The sequence below is a fragment of the Alicyclobacillus tolerans genome, assembly GCF_900142255.1.
Classification (GTDB): domain Bacteria; phylum Bacillota; class Bacilli; order Alicyclobacillales; family Alicyclobacillaceae; genus Alicyclobacillus_I; species Alicyclobacillus_I tolerans.
This window is the reverse complement of sequence record NZ_FRAF01000025.1, coordinates 17,871-33,260: the sequence shown is the minus strand read 5'-3', so window position 1 is coordinate 33,260 and position 15,390 is coordinate 17,871. Positions and strand designations below refer to the sequence as shown.

The window sequence follows — 15,390 nt, the reverse complement described above, 5'->3', positions numbered from 1 at the left end:
GTCTGTATTTTACTATGCAAAAGTGAAAAGGAACGTGGTAGACTGTGACTGTTAGAGAGAGGGGTGGTTCTATGTCTGAATTGCGTTACAATCCGTTACTGAGGGATTGGACCATGGTTGCAGCCAACCGCCAGGTTCGTCCAGATATGCCGAGTGGCCAGTGTCCTTTCTGCCCAGGCTCAGGAAAAGTACCTGATGAATACGAAGTATTTGCCTACGATAATGATTTTCCAGTTCTTTCACCGCATCCTGAGACACCTGGTCAACCTTCACAATCGCTCTATCGTACTCGACCAGCCTATGGAAAATGCGAGGTGGTTTTATATTCTTCCAATCATCAGGCCTCGCTTGCCAATCTCAGTTTAAACCAAATGGAAAAGGTAGTCAGCCTTTGGCAGCAACGTTATGCGGCTTTGGCGAGTGACGAGCAGCATCAGTATATCCTCATTTTTGAAAACCGAGGCCGTGAAGTGGGGGCCACCATTCAGCATCCGCATGGGCAAATTTACGCCTATCCGTTTATTCCCATCAAAATTCGGACAGAGTTAGAGTCTGCGCATCAGCATCATCAGGTTACCGGACATTGTTTGCTTTGTGATATTACTCAAGCAGAGATGGAAGACGGAGCGAGAATGTTAGTGGAAAACCGTCATTTCGTTTCTTTCATACCCTATTTTACTGATTTTCCTTATGGCGCATGGATTGCTCCCAAAGTGCATATTCCAGACATCCGCTCTTTTACTGGAGAAGAAATTCGTTCATTAGCAGAAATTTTGAGTGCACTCACGGCGGGAATGGATGAACTCTTTTAGAGAGAATTTTCCTATATGATGGTACTTCATCAAACGCCTGTACATCGGCCTGATACTTCACTTTATTACCATTTTCATATTGAATTTTACCCACCCTTACGCACGCGAGATAAGATTAAGTTTCTTTCCTCTTCTGAAACAGGTGCCGGAGCTGCAGCCAATCCTGCGTCTGTAGAGATGACAGCAGTGGAATTGAGAGAAGCGATACAGAAAGCACAACGTCGACGAGCAGATCAATTTTAATGGTAGGAGAGATTTTGAAATGGCCGACTCTGCAATGGCTTTTATAGAAGAAACAGGAGTTTTTCCAGCATTTTTTCAATTTTCTCCCGGTCCTGCAGAAGATGTTCGAGTGTTTTTCGCCCCTGGTAGAGTCAATTTAATAGGTGAGCATACGGATTACAATGGAGGGTATGTACTTCCCGCTGCCCTTCAACTTGGAACAAGTGCAATAGTCCGACCGCGAAAAGATGGTCAATGGCGCTTTGCTTCCACGAGTTTTCCTGACACCGTGGTTGAATTTTCTCCAGAAAATCTTGAATATCGAGAAAATGCAGGATTTGCTAACTATCCAGCTGGAGTTATCTGGGTTCTTCGTCAGGAAGGGTACATAGCGAATGGAGCAGATATTTTCTTTGCGGGAAATTTGCCTGCTGGCGCTGGATTGTCGTCTTCTGCTTCTGTCGAGGTGGTGACCGCGTTTGCCATGGCTTCCCTTCATCATTGGAGTATCAGCAAAGAGACGCTCGCTCTCTACGCCCAACGGGCTGAAAATCAGTTTGTCGGCGTCAACTGTGGGATTATGGATCAGTTTAGTGTCGCTTTGGGTATGGAGCAACATGCGCTCTCTCTGCACTGCCAATCGCTTTCTTATGAGCAGGTGCCTGTAGAACTGGGAGATGTTGTCATGGTTTTGACCAACAGCAACAAACCACACAGTCTGGTTGAATCCAAATACAACGAGCGGCGCAGTGAGTGCGAAACTGCATTAAGTCTTTTGCAAGACGCCGGATTTTCCTGTTCATATCTAGCCGACTTGACACCAGAACAATGGCCGCAAATGGATGCAGTGCTGGTCGATCCGGTATTGAAACGTCGTGTTCGTCATGTTGTATTTGAGAACCACCGTGCCAAAGAAGCGCCAAAGCTTTTGCGACAAGGTAGATTGCGCGAGTTTGGCGAGTGGATGAACGCTTCACATCGTTCGCTTTGCAAGGACTATGAAGTTACCGGACCTGAACTGGATACACTCGCAGAATCAGCGTGGCAGGTCGAAGGCTGTTTGGGTAGCCGAATGACTGGAGGCGGGTTTGGCGGATCGACCGTATCACTTGTGGAACGTCATCATTTGGATGTTTTCCAGGAGCATGTAGCGCGTCAGTATGAGAGCACCATAGGTTATGCTCCGTCCTTTTATATCACGGGACTGGGTGAAGGAGTCCGTGAATTGACTGGGGAGGTAGAAGGAAAATGAGAATTTTGGTAACGGGCGGAGCTGGGTACATAGGCAGCCATACAGTCGCGGAATTGGTCGATCACGGTCATGAAGTGACGGTGATTGACAATCTTTCGCAAGGTCATCGTCAAGCGTTGGAACCTTTTCCTACTGTCGAGTTTTATCAGTTGAGTCTCTTTGACGAGGAAGCGCTGACTCAAATTATGCGGGAAAAAGGCATTGAATCCGTGGTTCATTTCGCCGCCTTTTCACTAGTGGGACAAAGCACCAAGGAACCCTTGCTATACTATCGAAATAACGTCAGCGGTACAGAACGTCTGCTCTCTGCCATGGTGACAAGCGGCGTCAAGCGTATCGTATTTTCTTCAACAGCAGCAGTCTATGGCGATCCGTCAACGCTCCCGATTCCAGAGGGTGCGCGAACCTTGCCAACGAATCCCTATGGTGAAACTAAGCTCGCTATTGAAAAAATGCTTCGGTGGGCTAATGAAGCGTACGCAATCAAGTCAATTTCGCTGCGTTATTTTAATGCTGCAGGCGCGCACACCAAGTATCCGATTGGTGAAGATCATCGGCCTGAGTCTCATCTTATTCCGCTTGTGCTGCAAACGGCGCTTGGACAGCGTGAGGCCATTCACATTTATGGCTGCGATTATCCTACTCCGGATGGTTCGTGCGTACGCGATTACATTCATGTCATGGATTTGGCCAGTGCCCATCGTCTGGCTCTGGAATGGCTTGTAGAAAATTCAGGAAGCCAAGTTTTCAATTTGGGGAATGGCCTTGGTTTTTCTGTGCGAGAAGTCATTGAAATGGCAGAACGCGTGGTGGGCAAGCCAATTCCGATTGTGGAATCAGACAGGCGTTGGGGCGATCCGGCAGTGCTTGTGGCGTCTCCAGAACGCGCCAAATTGACACTCGGTTGGAAACAGGAGTATCCCGAATTGAGCGATATCATTCGCTCAGCTTGGAACTGGCATAGCCAGCATCCGCATGGGTATGAACAAGAATAGTTATTTTGAACGATGTGTCCTGACGGTCATTTGTTAAGTTCAAAAGGAGCAGAATGCATGTCTTCCCATCTCATCCAGCCTATGACTGGGCTTGAAAAAGCCATATTAGAAATCATCGATTCGGCTGTTGCCATTTGTGACACTGAAGGTGACTGGGTGTTTCTCAATCACGCCGCCGATGCCTTGATGAATTATCCTTCTTTGCTCAGACAGTTGCCCGTGGAGGAGATTTTGACGAGTCGGAAAAGGCAAGAAATCGAACTTAGGCTGGAGCGTGAACTGGGAGAGACAGAGGTCTGGAACGCCAGAGCTATACCTGTGTTTTCACCGGATGGTCAGGTGCAGGCCGCACTCTTTGTACTTTCTAATTCAGCTGAAAAGACATTGGACGAGTCCAACTTTCAACGTCTCTTAGAGGAACAGGCACTTGTCGATCCGCTCACACGCCTTCCCAACCGGACAGCGTTTGAGAAAAAAATCAATCAAATCATAGCGGATGCCCGACTTCAGCACACGCAACATGTATTAGCTTATCTCGATCTCGATCAATTCAAGATTGTCAATGACACGGTTGGACATACGGCAGGTGACGAACTACTCTGCGAGGTGGCGCAGCGTTTTACGGCGCTGATGCAGCCTGGAGAGATATTGGCTCGCCTGGGCGGAGACGAGTTTGGCGTCTGTCTCTCTAACTGCAGTATGGATGAAGCCAAGCAACGTCTGCAAAGATGGATTGACGCTCTCAGCCATTTTCACTTTCAGTACGAAAATCGCCGCTTCCGAATTGGCGTTTCCATGGGATTGGTAGCCGTCGATGCAGACTCTGCAAGCTATCCTGACCTGCTGAGTGCGGCGGATACTGCTTGCTATGCTGCAAAGGATAAGGGTCGCAATCGGATGGAAGTGTATGTGCCGGGCAATCAGGAGTATGAGCGACGGAAACTGGATTTAGACTGGGCGGTTCGCCTTTGTGATTCAGTCGACGAAAACCATTTTGAATTGTTGCTGCAGCGCTCGCTTCATCGCCAAGGTGTGCAACCTTATTGTGAAGTGCTTTTACGTTTAAGACTGGCAGATGGCCGACTGGAGATGCCGGGAGCTTTTATTCCTGCGGCGGAACGTTATCGACTTATGCCGCAACTTGATCGTTGGGTAGTGCGGGAAACTTTTCGCCGTCTCTGTGAAATTGAAGATGATGGCACTTGTTATGCCATCAATCTTTCAGCTCAGAGCATCAGTGACGAAGAATTTTTACATTTTGTATCTTTACAGCTTGAAGAGAGTGGTATTCGAGCAGAACGTATCTGTTTTGAACTGACGGAGACTGCGGCAGTGCAAAACCTGCTGCAAGCTGAACAATTTGTGAAGAAAATTCGCGCTCTCGGTTGTCGCTTTGCTTTGGATGATTTCGGAAGTGGATTTGCCTCATTTGCGCATCTAAAAGCTTTGCAAGTAGATTTTGTGAAAATTGACGGATCTTATGTGCGGGAGATATTTAATAGCGAGATCGACCGAGCAGTAGTAGAAAGTATTTGTAAAATGGCTCGTTTGATGGGTAAGTCGATTGTGGCGGAAGCTGTGGAGACAGAATTGCTTTTGGCCGAAACCGAGCGAATGGGTATTGATTACCTGCAGGGATACGCAATTCATCGACCTGAAGATTGGCCCATGGTGTCAGCCTGAAGTATAAAGAGATAGAGCGAATCTTTTCAGCGAAAGACGGTATTCCATCTAAAATCTATCTTATTAAAAAGTGAGGAGCTGGTTCCTGACAGTTTCTACTGCCCAGGAGTCAGCTCCTCCATCGCTTGTGCGATTAGAATTTTTCCGAAACAGCTTTTGCCTGCATAAATTGCAATAGGTAATCAGGGCCGCCAGCTTTTGAATCGGTACCCGACATATTAAAGCCACCGAACGGATGAACGCCTACCAATGCCCCAGTGCATTTACGATTGAAATAAAGATTGCCGCAATGCATACGATTTTGGGCGTATTCTAAATGGCTGCGGTCATAAGAATAGACGGCGCCCGTCAAGCCATATTCCGTATCGTTGAAAGTATCAATGGCCTCTTCAAAACTTTCTGCGCGATAAATAGCGAGTACAGGTCCAAAGATTTCCTCGCACATAATGCGCGCCCCGCGTTTAGCGTTTGTGAACACAGTGGGTTGAATGTAGAATCCTTCTTCCAAACCGCGCTCTCCGCCAACAGCTAGGGTAGCTTCTTGTTTACCAATTTCGATATAGCTCATGATTTTATCGAAAGACTTTTGATCAATAACAGGGCCTGTGTAGAAGTTTTCCGCAGGAGGTCCCATTTTTAAAGCTCGAGTCAGTTCAATGACTCGCTCAGTAACGGCATCGTAGATGTCTTTGTGCAAAATGGCCCGAGATGCGGCCGAACATTTCTGCCCCTGGAATCCGAAGGCTGAAGCGACAATCTGCACAGCTGCGTCTTCCAAATCTGCATTCTTGTCGACGACAATGCCATCCTTGCCGCCCATTTCTGCAATCACTCGCTTAATCCAGCGTTGTCCTTGTGCTGTTTTAGCCGCCCGTTCTGCTATCCGTAGGCCGACAGTTTTTGATCCGGTGAAGGAGATAAAACGAGTTTGTGGATGTTCCACCATAAAATCGCCAATTTCCTCCGGAGGGCCAGGTACAAAGTTGATTACACCAGATGGCAAACCAATGCGATGCATCAATTCAACAAATCGTGCAGCAATGACAGACGTATTGGGAGAAGGTTTAAGCAGAACGGTATTGCCGGTGACAATTGCAGATGTGGTCATGCCTACCAAAATCGCCAGCGGGAAATTCCAAGGTGGAATAATGACACCAACGCCGAGCGGAATGTAATACTGACGGTTAAACTCACCTGCAAGTGGAGTCAGTGGAGTCGGTTCTGCAAGGCGTAACATCTCTCTTCCGTAGTACTCCAAAAAGTCAATCGCTTCGGCGACGTCAGCGTCAGCCTCTCCCCAGTTTTTTCCTGCCTCATACACTTGCCATGCGGCCCATTCAAATTTGTTGCGTCTAATTTCGGCTGCAGCTTTGAATAGATAGCCAGCACGCAATTCGGCACTGGTGTAGCGCCAGTCCTCAAAACGCTTACCAGCAATCTGCAATGCCTGTTCAATATGTTGCCGATTCGCTTGGCAGACCGTTCCTACTACTTCACTTTTTAAAGCGGGGTTGATGGATGCCAAGGAATTCTGAGTTTGAATTTGTTCACCGCCAATCCAAAGTGGATAGGTTTGTCCGAATTGGCTGCGCACCTTGGCGAGTGCAGCTTCCATTGCCGCTTTATGAGCGGGTTGGCTGAAATCAGTGAATGGTTCGTTGTGAAAAGTTGTTAAAGTCATTGGCGTACCTCCAGCACACAAAATTTAGCGCATGAAAATTGGAGTGGCTGCAGAACTGGGGAGATACGATTGCTGCCACTTCAAATCGCGCCATGCTGTACCCATCTATCCTAACATGAAAATTGTCTTGACTTCATCTCTGGTGACAGAAGGAAGGGAAAAGATGAAAATTGCAGAATTTTTCTTGTGCGCCGAAGATTTTTTGCATAAAAACTTTGCAAAGCGGGCACGCTATCGATAGTTATGAGAAACGTCATAGCGAAGTTATAATTTTGGCTCACAGTAAAGTCATCAAAACTCAGGGGATTGTTTCTTGTCAAGAAGTGAAGAAACAAAACTGTGAATTTTTACGGAACGAGTTGTGGTGAAATTGTTAACGCTGCTGTGTCGTTTCTTTGAAACTCGCAAAATTCTTCGGTAGCAAAGGGTGTCGAATGGTATCATCTAATGCGAGAGCCTTCGGCTGTACGTTCACGGGCCGTGCAGGCTCTGCCGCTGTGCGCGCGCCGGCACGGCGGCACCGGACGAACAAACGGGCTGAGAGAGGAGTTGGAAGTGTCAATGTTACCGCCCAAAAAGCGCTTGGCAAGCGTACTCGCCATGGCGGCCGCAGTCATGCTGTTAGCTACCGGATGCAGTTCCAAGTACGCTGTCATGTCTCCGGCAGGACCGGTCGCCAAGAGTGAGTATCATCTCATTCTCTGGTCATTCGTTGTAATGATTATTGTCGTCATCATTGTGGCAGTGCTTTTTATCTATGTTCTAGCAAGATTTCGTGACAAAAGCGACAATCCTGCGCCCTACCATCCTGAATGGGAAGGCAATCGTAAGCTGGAGACAATTTGGACCATCGTTCCGATTGTGCTGGTTGCTGCTATTGCCATACCGACTGTCGTGGTGACGGGAGAATTGGAGAACCCTCCCAAGTCGAAAAACGCACCAATTACAATTGATGTGATTTCGGCGCGTTGGAAGTGGATATTCCAATATCCTCAGCAGGGGATTGAAACAGTCAATTATGTTGAAATTCCTGCCAACACTCCGGTTAACTTTCAATTAACCTCAGTAGGGCCTATGAATACCTTCTGGGTTCCACAGTTAGGCGGTATGGAGTTTAGTATGCCAGGTAAGGATTTGAAGTTATGGCTGGAAGCCAGTCATCCAGGCACCTATCTGGGGCGCAGTGGTCAGTTTTCAGGCAAAGGATTTGTTCATATGCAGTTTAATGTCTATGCTAAACCGACCAGTCAGTTTGATGCTTGGGTACAACAGGTAAAAACAACAGATCCGGCGCTTTCGGAAGCTGCAAGCCGTAAATTGCTGATGACAGCCGGTCTGGCAAAACCGGAAAGTTTTTCGTCTTATCCATCCGATCAACAGCTTTTCGCTCAAGCAGACAATTAATTTGAGAAATCTACTTGAATGAGTAACAATTTCTCCGGGAAAAAGGAGGAGACGGAAAAGTGAGTCCTGCTGTGAAACAGTGGATCCTCAACTTCTTTCCTCACAACGTTTTAGAGTTAGGTGCAGATGGCGCGATTATTCTTGCATCCTTGGCCATTTTATTTGTACTCACCTACTTTAAAAAGTGGAAGTGGTTGTGGAAAGAGTATTTAACCACGGTCGATCATAAGAAAATCGGCATCATGTACATTATTGCCGCCATTCTTATGCTCTTTCGCGGTGGTTCGGACGCCATACTCATGCGTTCGCAATTGGCATTCCCGAATGAGCATTTTCTCAGTGCAGAGCACTACGACCAGATTTTCACCACACATGGTACAGTCATGATTCTCTTTATGGCTATGCCGTTTGTGATTGGATTGTTCAACGTTGCTGTTCCCTTACAGATTGGCGCTCGTGACGTAGCTTTCCCTTATCTAAACGCTATTTCTTTTTGGTTGTTCTTTTTTGCGGCTTTGCTTTTCAACATATCGTTTGTCGTTGGTGGATCACCGGATGCAGGCTGGACATCGTACACACCGCTTGCTGGTGCTCATTTCGATCCGGGTCCTGGAGAAAACTACTATCTGATTGCTTTACAAATTACAGGTATCGGTACGATTGCTACAGGCGTAAACTTCATGACAACGATTTTGAAGATGCGCGCGCCTGGTATGACTTTGATGCGCATGCCCATGTTCACTTGGTCTGTGCTCATCACATCTATCATTATTATCTTCGCTTTCCCGGTATTGACAGTAGCCTTGGCGCTCTTGCTCATTGACCGTCTGTTTGGCGCTCACTTCTTTACCATCAGTGCCGGCGGAATGCCCATGCAATACATTAACTTGTTCTGGATATGGGGTCACCCTGAGGTTTACATCGTTATCTTGCCGTTATTTGGCGTTTTCTCCGAAGTGGTAGCAACTTTTGCACGTAAGCGTCTCTTTGGCTATAGTGCTATGGTCGTGTCACTGCTTGCCATTTCGATTCTGTCTTTCGTTGTTTGGGTTCACCACTTCTTCACCATGGGCGCTGGTGTTGGTGTCAATGACTTCTTTGGGGTTTCAACCATGTTGATTGCTATTCCGACTGGTGTCAAAGTGTTCAACTGGTTGTTTACCATGTGGCGTGGACGAATCCGTTTTGAATTGCCAATGCTTTGGACACTTGCTTTTATCCCTAACTTCTTGGTTGGTGGTTTAACGGGTGTCATGCTGGCAGTGGCTCCTGCGGATTATCAGTACCATAACAGCTACTTCCTGGTTGCTCACTTCCACTACGTGCTCATTGGTGGTACGGTCTTTGGATGTTTTGCAGGCATGTACTACTGGTGGCCAAAGATGTTCGGCTTCAAGTTGGACGATCGTACAGGTCGCTGGGCATTCTGGACTTGGATCATTTCTTTCAACGTCTGTTTCCTGCCCATGTTTGTTGTTGGATTGATGGGCATGACTCGACGTATGTATACTTATCCGGCTGGTCTAGGCTGGATGCCTTACAACTTGATTGAAACGATTGGTGCTTACGGAATGGCCATTGGCTTCGTGCTCATGGTATACAACATCTATTGGAGCATTCGTTGGGGCGAACGTGACTTGACAGGCGACCCATGGGATGGACGTACGCTTGAGTGGTCAACCACTTCACCAGCTCCAGAATATAACTTTGCTGTAATCCCAACCATCAAAGATCGCGATCACTGGTGGTACGTGAAGTATATCGAGAAAGAAGAAGAAAAAACCAAACCGGCGTTCAAACCGATTCATATGCCCAACAACTCTGGACGTCCGTTTATAATGTCGGCAGCTTTTGGACTTGCTGGTTTTGGGTTTGTCTTTGAGTGGTGGGTTCCGGCTATCTTAGGATTGCTGATTGTACTCATCTGTATGGGGCAAAGGTCGTTTGAGGTCAATACCGATCATTATATTCCGGTGGACGTGATCGAACGCACCGAAGCCGAGGCGGGGAGGTTGTAAGGGTGTCCTATCAGATGGAAGGTCATTTGAACCTGGAACATGACCATCACATCGACACGTCCAAGCCGATGGAGTACTCTACTGAGGACGGAAGCCTAAGAATATTTGGCTTTTGGGTCTTCCTTGGTTCCGACTTGGTTCTGTTCTCTTGTTTGTTCACAATGTACATCCTGCTCTTCCGGAATACGGCAGGCGGATTTACATCGCAACAACTTTATGACTATCCGACATTTCTTTCTGAGACGTTCCTGCTGTTGACCAGTTCTTTCACCTGCGGTCTGGCTACTTATTCCATGCGTCGGGGCTGGAAGAACGCCGTCATAGGTTGGTTGATTGTCACTGTGTTACTTGGTCTTGGTTTTATTGGCTTTGAGGTATCCGAGTTTCTCAAGTACGTGCATATGGGAGCAACGATTTCCAAAAGCGCGTTCCTCTCCAGCTTTTTCATTCTGGTAGGTACGCACGGTTGTCACGTTTCACTCGGTATTCTCTGGCTCACCTCGATTATCATTCAGGTGGCTCGCCGTGGTCTAAACCCTGTAACGACGCGCAAGATATTTATCTCTGGCCTATATTGGCACTTTCTTGACGTCGCTTGGATTTTCATCTTCACAGTAGTCTACTTTATGGGAAAGGTGTTGTAAGCCATGTCATCCAACACGCCGACCCGTTCGCATCATCACGAAGAAAAGTTTCCGTGGAAGCACATTATTGGCTATGTGTTATCACTGGTACTCACTTTTGCGGCGATTTGGTTTGTGCTTGACTCGCATCTTCCGTCAAGCGCCATTATCTCAGCGATTGTGATTCTGGCAGTATTCCAGGCGGTCATTCAGTTGTTTATGTTCATGCACTTGACTGAAGCGTTTGGACCCAACTATCAACAATTTCTCATATTCTTTGCCATGTTCATCGCGTTTACAGTTGTAGCAGGTTCCATTTGGATCATGGCATTCAAAAGTTATGTTGCATAACGTGTTGCGGCGGCTCGGTGAGGCCGAGTCGCCGTTTGCAAAAGGAAAGTTAGCTTCGTGAGTTTTGGAATCCTATCATTTGTACTTTGTTTTCCAAGATAGAAAAATCTTATACTGTCGTTCAGAATGCTTGTTTACTGAACTTTATAAGTTATTGAAGATGAATGCTTGCTTTTGTTGTCTGTCCAATTCAACTGCAGTGTCTGCAGTTCTTTTCTGAGGAGAGGAAGGGACCGGAAATGTCGATGGTCGAGCGGGAAAGCCCGAAGTCGCAGTTAGATCGGCATGTATCGTTGACATACAGATGGGTGGATGTGGTACAAGCCTACATTGCTACTACAAAACCTAAAATCCAAATTATGCTTCTTTTCACTGCAGCTACAGCAATGATTGTCGCCCATCACGGCTTTCCACGCTGGTCGCTGTTTATCAATACTTTGCTGGGATTAGCGCTAGCTACGGGCGGATCAGCCTCGATTAATATGTGGTTCGATCGCGATATTGATGCTGTTATGCAACGCACTTCCAAGCGGCCCATTCCGTTAGGGAGGGTGCCAGCCCATCATGTGCTCATTCTTGGCCTTCTTTTAATCGTTGGCTCTTTTGTCTATCTCAATCTAGCTGTGAATCCATTGACAGCCGGACTGGCTCTTGGTGGTGCTTTCTATTACGCCGTGATTTATACCATGTGGCTCAAACGTCGCACGCCGCAAAATATTGTGATAGGCGGCGGAGCGGGTGCTTTTCCGCCACTCGTTGGCTGGGCAGGTGTAACAGGACATCTTGGACTTGCTGCGATTATCATGTTTGCTATTATTTTTCTCTGGACACCTCCTCATTTTTGGGCGCTTGCGCTTTATAAAAACGAGGATTACACCAAAGCAGGTATTCCAATGATGCCTGTAGTCAAAGGAGCACGTAAAACCAAGATTCAAAGTGTTGTCTATGCTGTTCTGTTGATTATCGCGTCAGTACTTCTTGCCTGGACGGGACAGGTAGGCTTGGTATATGCGGCTGTGGCTGGGGTAGTTGGGATTATTTTTCTTGGTTTTGTCTTACGATCTTATTTTGAACCAGACGCAAGCATGGTTTGGGCTAAACGGACTTTTCTCTGTTCACTCATTTATTTGCCAGTTGTTTTTGTGATGATGATGCTCAATATGCGTTAATTGAATCATAGGATGGCCAGGCACACTCCAGTGTCTGGCTAGTCTATCTTATATGGAGGCCAGCGTATGGCAAATCAAGATAAACGGAGTATACAATTTGTCACTATTCTATTGGCCATTTTAACAGTTATTTTTCTTCTTGCTGTCAATACGGTTGGATTTATTGATACAGAGACAGGTTCGGGATTTGCTTGTGGAAATTCATGGCCGCTATGTGAAGGCGTGTTAATCCCACAGCATATGGGCATTCATAAGTTGATAGAGTTTGGCCATCGAGCTTTGGTACCTATTGCAACTTTACTTCTACTTGCTACATCCGTTTTCGCCCTGATTCAGTATCGTAAATTGCGTGAAGTTGTATGGCTGATTGTCTTAGCCATTGCTTCAGTTTTTGTCCAAGGCGCGCTGGGAGCGCTTGGGGTGATTTTTGGCGATCCCGCTTGGTTTTTAGCTTTTCATTTTGGCATCTCATTAATTGCTTTTGCTTCCGTTCTTTTATTGTGTATTTTATTATTTCAATTGCGACGTGTACCATTACAAGAAATTCTCCAAGGCGGTCGTTTACGTCCAGACTATTCGGCAACGGGTAGCCGAATCCGATCGCTAGTCTGGTGGTCGCTGATTTATATTTATGTTGAAATGTATTTCGGAGCTTACATCTCAAGTAGTGGAGCTGCCCCGTTTTTTCATGGTTGGCCGTTTCCTACAGAAAGCATCTACGCACCACACTACGCATTTTGGATGGACTGTATTCACAGGCTTTTTGCTTTAGGTTTGCTTGTCTTTAGTCTGTTTATATTGCGAAGCGCCGCTTCCCTACGAAATCTACGCTCCGATCTTTACCGAGCCGCTTGGGGAACAGTGATCCTGGTTCTTTTGCAAGCTTTATCCGGAATTTTAATTGTAACCTATCATAATGTTTCATCGTTTCTCATTCATGTAACACTTGTAGCATTTCTTTTTTCGTCCCTATGCTTGCTAGCGCTTTTGACAGTGCCAGATCGACCAAGAAAAAAAAGTGCGTCGACAACCCTGTAAAGCTGAAATGTTTTTGCTTCCATCTAATCTCTAAAATCTAGTGAGGTGGCTGGCTGGTATGAAAAGTCGATCCATTTTTGGCTGTGTTGTAGCAATATGGGTCGCGCTTGCCACCTATTTCGGCGGTGGAATGCTGATGGCGCCGAGAACACGAGAAAATTTGCAAGTTCTTCCTCAAATTACGCAATTTAATGTGCTTAAAGGAATCTCGTTACATTTTAATCATCGAGTTCAAAGTTTGAAGTGGCGAATAGACGGAAAAACCTATCAGGAATCTTTAGCGGTTCCACAAGATACTCTTTGGTTGAAGGCATCCATGCAACAGCATCAATTTAATCAGTTGACATTGCTTTCTGCCGTTGATAGAGAAGGCCAGCACTTGCAACACTCAGTTACAATTGCTGGTTGGACCCCAAAACCGCTCCATGTTACAACAGATCCTGGAATTTGGCAGCTTGAAGTTTCGCAAGATGGTCCCTTTTGGTTTCACTTCAGTGCGCCAGTGAAAAATCCTCAGAGTCTCCAGCATGATCTCAGCTTTCAACCAGCGGTTGCTGGAAATGTGGAATGGAAGAACAGCACTACGGCTGAGTTTATACCGAATCAGCCCTTGCCTGCCACGGAGCGAGTTGTTATGTTATTGCATGGCGGCAAGCATAGTATTGTTTCTACCACTGGTCAATTTTTGCCTGTGGCTCAGGTAGTTCGTCCTTTTGTAACTGCTACTCCTCTTAGTATTGTAGTTAGAGAAGGAACACCGGAAACTTTAACCGTTTATCAGGGACAACAAGCTATCTTTAAAACTCTCTGTAATACCGGCGTTGACAATGCAACGCCGCTTGGACATTTCTATATACGCTTTAAGTCGCCTGTCGTCAATATGAAGGGTGTCAATCCCAATGGGACACACTATGATGATCCGGGAGTGAAGTGGGTCATGAGTTTTGATGGTAATATTGCTATTCATGGATTCCCGAGGCCCTCCTATGGATTCCCACAGAGTGCGGGTTGTGTGGAATTGCCAGTGAATATAGCTAAAAAGCTTTACAGTATGGTACATATAGGAACGCCTGTGACGATTGAAGCATGATATCTGACCGGGGTTGGCAAGAATTTATCCATTCATAACATCATAAATAGAGAAAACATGGCTTAGGGATGATGAGCCATAAAAGGGGTCAACTTTCTTGGTGCAAAAAAATAGAACTGCACACTTTTCCCGATACATCACATTCACCAGAGATGAATGGGCGCAATTACGCGCCTCCACTCCCATGCCATTGACAGAAGAAGATTTGGTTAAATTGCATGGAATTAATGAACAAGTATCTTTAAGTGAAGTTGATGAAATTTACTTGCCTCTGTCACGATTGCTCAACCTTTATGTGGACGCTACACGAAATCTCTATTTAGCATCCAGTCGCTTTCTTGGCCATTTGGAGGAGAAAGTACCCTATATCATAGGTATTGCGGGAAGCGTAGCAGTGGGTAAAAGTACGACGGCGCGTATCATTCAAGCTCTGCTAGAGAGATGGCCGAGTCACCCGCGGGTGGATCTGGTCACTACAGATGGATTTCTCTACCCTAATCATGTTCTTGAAGAACGTGGTCTTATGAATCGTAAAGGCTTTCCGGAAAGTTATGATGTTCGCAGTTTGATTCGTTTCTTGGCAGACGTCAAGTCCGGCAAACCAGCCGTTAGTGCACCTGTATACTCACATCTAACCTATGATATTGTTCCAGGAGAGTATAAAGTCGTTGAGCATCCGGATATCGTGATTGTGGAAGGCTTGAATGTCCTGCAAACAGGAGGTACAACAACAACTAAGCCGCAGCTATTTGTTTCAGATTTCTTTGACTTTACCATTTATGTAGATGCGGAAGAACATCAGATAAAGCAGTGGTATATCGAGCGTTTTCAGAAGCTCCGGGAGACGGCTTTCCGTAAGAGAGAATCTTATTTCCAGAGGTATTCACTGCTTTCCGAAGAGGAAGCAATATCTACAGCCTCTCACATTTGGGATACAGTGAATGCAGTTAATTTGCGTGAAAATATTCTTCCCACCCGTGCCCGTGCCCAGTTAATTTTAACGAAAGGGCCGCACCATGCGGTTCAACTGGCGCGGCTGCGAAAATTATGAA

Annotated in this window: 14 protein-coding genes; 13 read left to right on the top strand and 1 reads right to left on the bottom strand. The window is 46.3% G+C overall.

Features of this window, described 5'->3' with window-relative positions; translation table 11 throughout:
• The first annotated feature begins 71 nt into the window (after positions 1–71).
• The 5 genes from galT to BUA75_RS12870 are packed head-to-tail and all read left to right on the top strand — an operon-like array spanning position 72 to position 4,964.
• Positions 72–812, top strand: a complete 741-nt coding sequence (galT, locus tag BUA75_RS12885; protein ID WP_242650329.1) for a galactose-1-phosphate uridylyltransferase — start codon at positions 72–74, stop codon at positions 810–812.
• A gap of 15 nt (positions 813–827) precedes the next feature.
• Positions 828–1,055, top strand: a complete 228-nt coding sequence (locus BUA75_RS16310; RefSeq protein ID WP_242650328.1) for a hypothetical protein — start codon at positions 828–830, stop codon at positions 1,053–1,055.
• 19 nt (positions 1,056–1,074) lie between these two features.
• Positions 1,075–2,286 (top strand): galactokinase, encoded by a 1,212-nt coding sequence (locus tag BUA75_RS12880; protein WP_242650327.1) that lies wholly within the window; start codon positions 1,075–1,077, stop codon positions 2,284–2,286.
• Positions 2,283–3,281 carry a UDP-glucose 4-epimerase GalE gene (gene galE / locus BUA75_RS12875; protein ID WP_072875003.1) on the top strand — a complete coding sequence of 333 codons (999 nt, stop codon included), beginning with the start codon at positions 2,283–2,285 and terminating at the stop codon, positions 3,279–3,281. Before BUA75_RS12880 ends, galE begins: the two co-directional genes overlap by 4 nt.
• Before the next feature lie 57 nt (positions 3,282–3,338).
• Positions 3,339–4,964, top strand: coding sequence for an EAL domain-containing protein (locus tag BUA75_RS12870; RefSeq protein ID WP_072875002.1), 1,626 nt, complete (start codon positions 3,339–3,341; stop codon positions 4,962–4,964).
• Between the two features lie 133 nt (positions 4,965–5,097).
• Here BUA75_RS12870 and pruA read toward each other — a convergent pair whose 3' ends face one another.
• A complete protein-coding gene (gene pruA / locus BUA75_RS12865) occupies positions 5,098–6,645 on the bottom strand; it encodes an L-glutamate gamma-semialdehyde dehydrogenase (RefSeq protein ID WP_072875001.1) in 1,548 nt (515 codons plus the stop codon).
• A 561-nt stretch (positions 6,646–7,206) separates the two neighbouring features.
• Here pruA and BUA75_RS12860 point away from each other — a divergent pair.
• The 8 genes from BUA75_RS12860 (at position 7,207) to coaA (ending at position 15,389) form a co-directional block, all read left to right on the top strand.
• Positions 7,207–8,049 (top strand): cytochrome c oxidase subunit II, encoded by an 843-nt coding sequence (locus BUA75_RS12860; protein ID WP_072875000.1) that lies wholly within the window; start codon positions 7,207–7,209, stop codon positions 8,047–8,049.
• A 59-nt stretch (positions 8,050–8,108) separates the two neighbouring features.
• Positions 8,109–10,067: a cytochrome aa3 quinol oxidase subunit I gene (qoxB, locus tag BUA75_RS12855; RefSeq protein ID WP_420950322.1), complete on the top strand. Its 1,959-nt coding sequence runs from the start codon at positions 8,109–8,111 to the stop codon at positions 10,065–10,067.
• 14 nt (positions 10,068–10,081) lie between these two features.
• A complete protein-coding gene (locus BUA75_RS12850; protein WP_072875018.1) occupies positions 10,082–10,711 on the top strand; it encodes a cytochrome (ubi)quinol oxidase subunit III in 630 nt (209 codons plus the stop codon).
• 3 nt (positions 10,712–10,714) lie between these two features.
• Positions 10,715–11,041, top strand: coding sequence for a cytochrome aa3 quinol oxidase subunit IV (gene qoxD, locus BUA75_RS12845; RefSeq protein WP_072874999.1), 327 nt, complete (start codon positions 10,715–10,717; stop codon positions 11,039–11,041).
• Positions 11,042–11,286: 245 nt separating this feature from the next.
• On the top strand, positions 11,287–12,210 hold the full coding sequence (locus BUA75_RS12840; protein WP_072875017.1) for a heme o synthase: 924 nt from the start codon (positions 11,287–11,289) through the stop codon (positions 12,208–12,210).
• A gap of 66 nt (positions 12,211–12,276) precedes the next feature.
• A complete protein-coding gene (locus BUA75_RS12835) occupies positions 12,277–13,248 on the top strand; it encodes a COX15/CtaA family protein (protein ID WP_072874998.1) in 972 nt (323 codons plus the stop codon).
• Positions 13,249–13,306: 58 nt separating this feature from the next.
• On the top strand, positions 13,307–14,338 hold the full coding sequence (locus BUA75_RS12830) for a L,D-transpeptidase (protein ID WP_072874997.1): 1,032 nt from the start codon (positions 13,307–13,309) through the stop codon (positions 14,336–14,338).
• Positions 14,339–14,435: 97 nt separating this feature from the next.
• Entirely contained in the window at positions 14,436–15,389 is a 954-nt protein-coding gene (gene coaA / locus BUA75_RS12825; RefSeq protein ID WP_072874996.1) for a type I pantothenate kinase, read from the top strand.
• The last annotated feature ends 1 nt before the right edge of the window (position 15,390 follow it).

Coding starts and splice junctions, on each gene's coding strand:
- BUA75_RS12850 (WP_072875018.1), top strand. CDS start 10,082: ATGGAAGGTCATTTGAACCTGGAACATGACCATCACATCGACACGTCC.
- galE (WP_072875003.1), top strand. CDS start 2,283: ATGAGAATTTTGGTAACGGGCGGAGCTGGGTACATAGGCAGCCATACA.
- pruA (WP_072875001.1), bottom strand. CDS start 6,645: ATGACTTTAACAACTTTTCACAACGAACCATTCACTGATTTCAGCCAA.
- galT (WP_242650329.1), top strand. CDS start 72: ATGTCTGAATTGCGTTACAATCCGTTACTGAGGGATTGGACCATGGTT.
- BUA75_RS16310 (WP_242650328.1), top strand. CDS start 828: ATGATGGTACTTCATCAAACGCCTGTACATCGGCCTGATACTTCACTT.
- BUA75_RS12870 (WP_072875002.1), top strand. CDS start 3,339: ATGTCTTCCCATCTCATCCAGCCTATGACTGGGCTTGAAAAAGCCATA.
- BUA75_RS12835 (WP_072874998.1), top strand. CDS start 12,277: ATGGCAAATCAAGATAAACGGAGTATACAATTTGTCACTATTCTATTG.
- qoxD (WP_072874999.1), top strand. CDS start 10,715: ATGTCATCCAACACGCCGACCCGTTCGCATCATCACGAAGAAAAGTTT.
- BUA75_RS12880 (WP_242650327.1), top strand. CDS start 1,075: ATGGCCGACTCTGCAATGGCTTTTATAGAAGAAACAGGAGTTTTTCCA.
- BUA75_RS12860 (WP_072875000.1), top strand. CDS start 7,207: ATGTTACCGCCCAAAAAGCGCTTGGCAAGCGTACTCGCCATGGCGGCC.
- BUA75_RS12840 (WP_072875017.1), top strand. CDS start 11,287: ATGGTCGAGCGGGAAAGCCCGAAGTCGCAGTTAGATCGGCATGTATCG.
- BUA75_RS12830 (WP_072874997.1), top strand. CDS start 13,307: ATGAAAAGTCGATCCATTTTTGGCTGTGTTGTAGCAATATGGGTCGCG.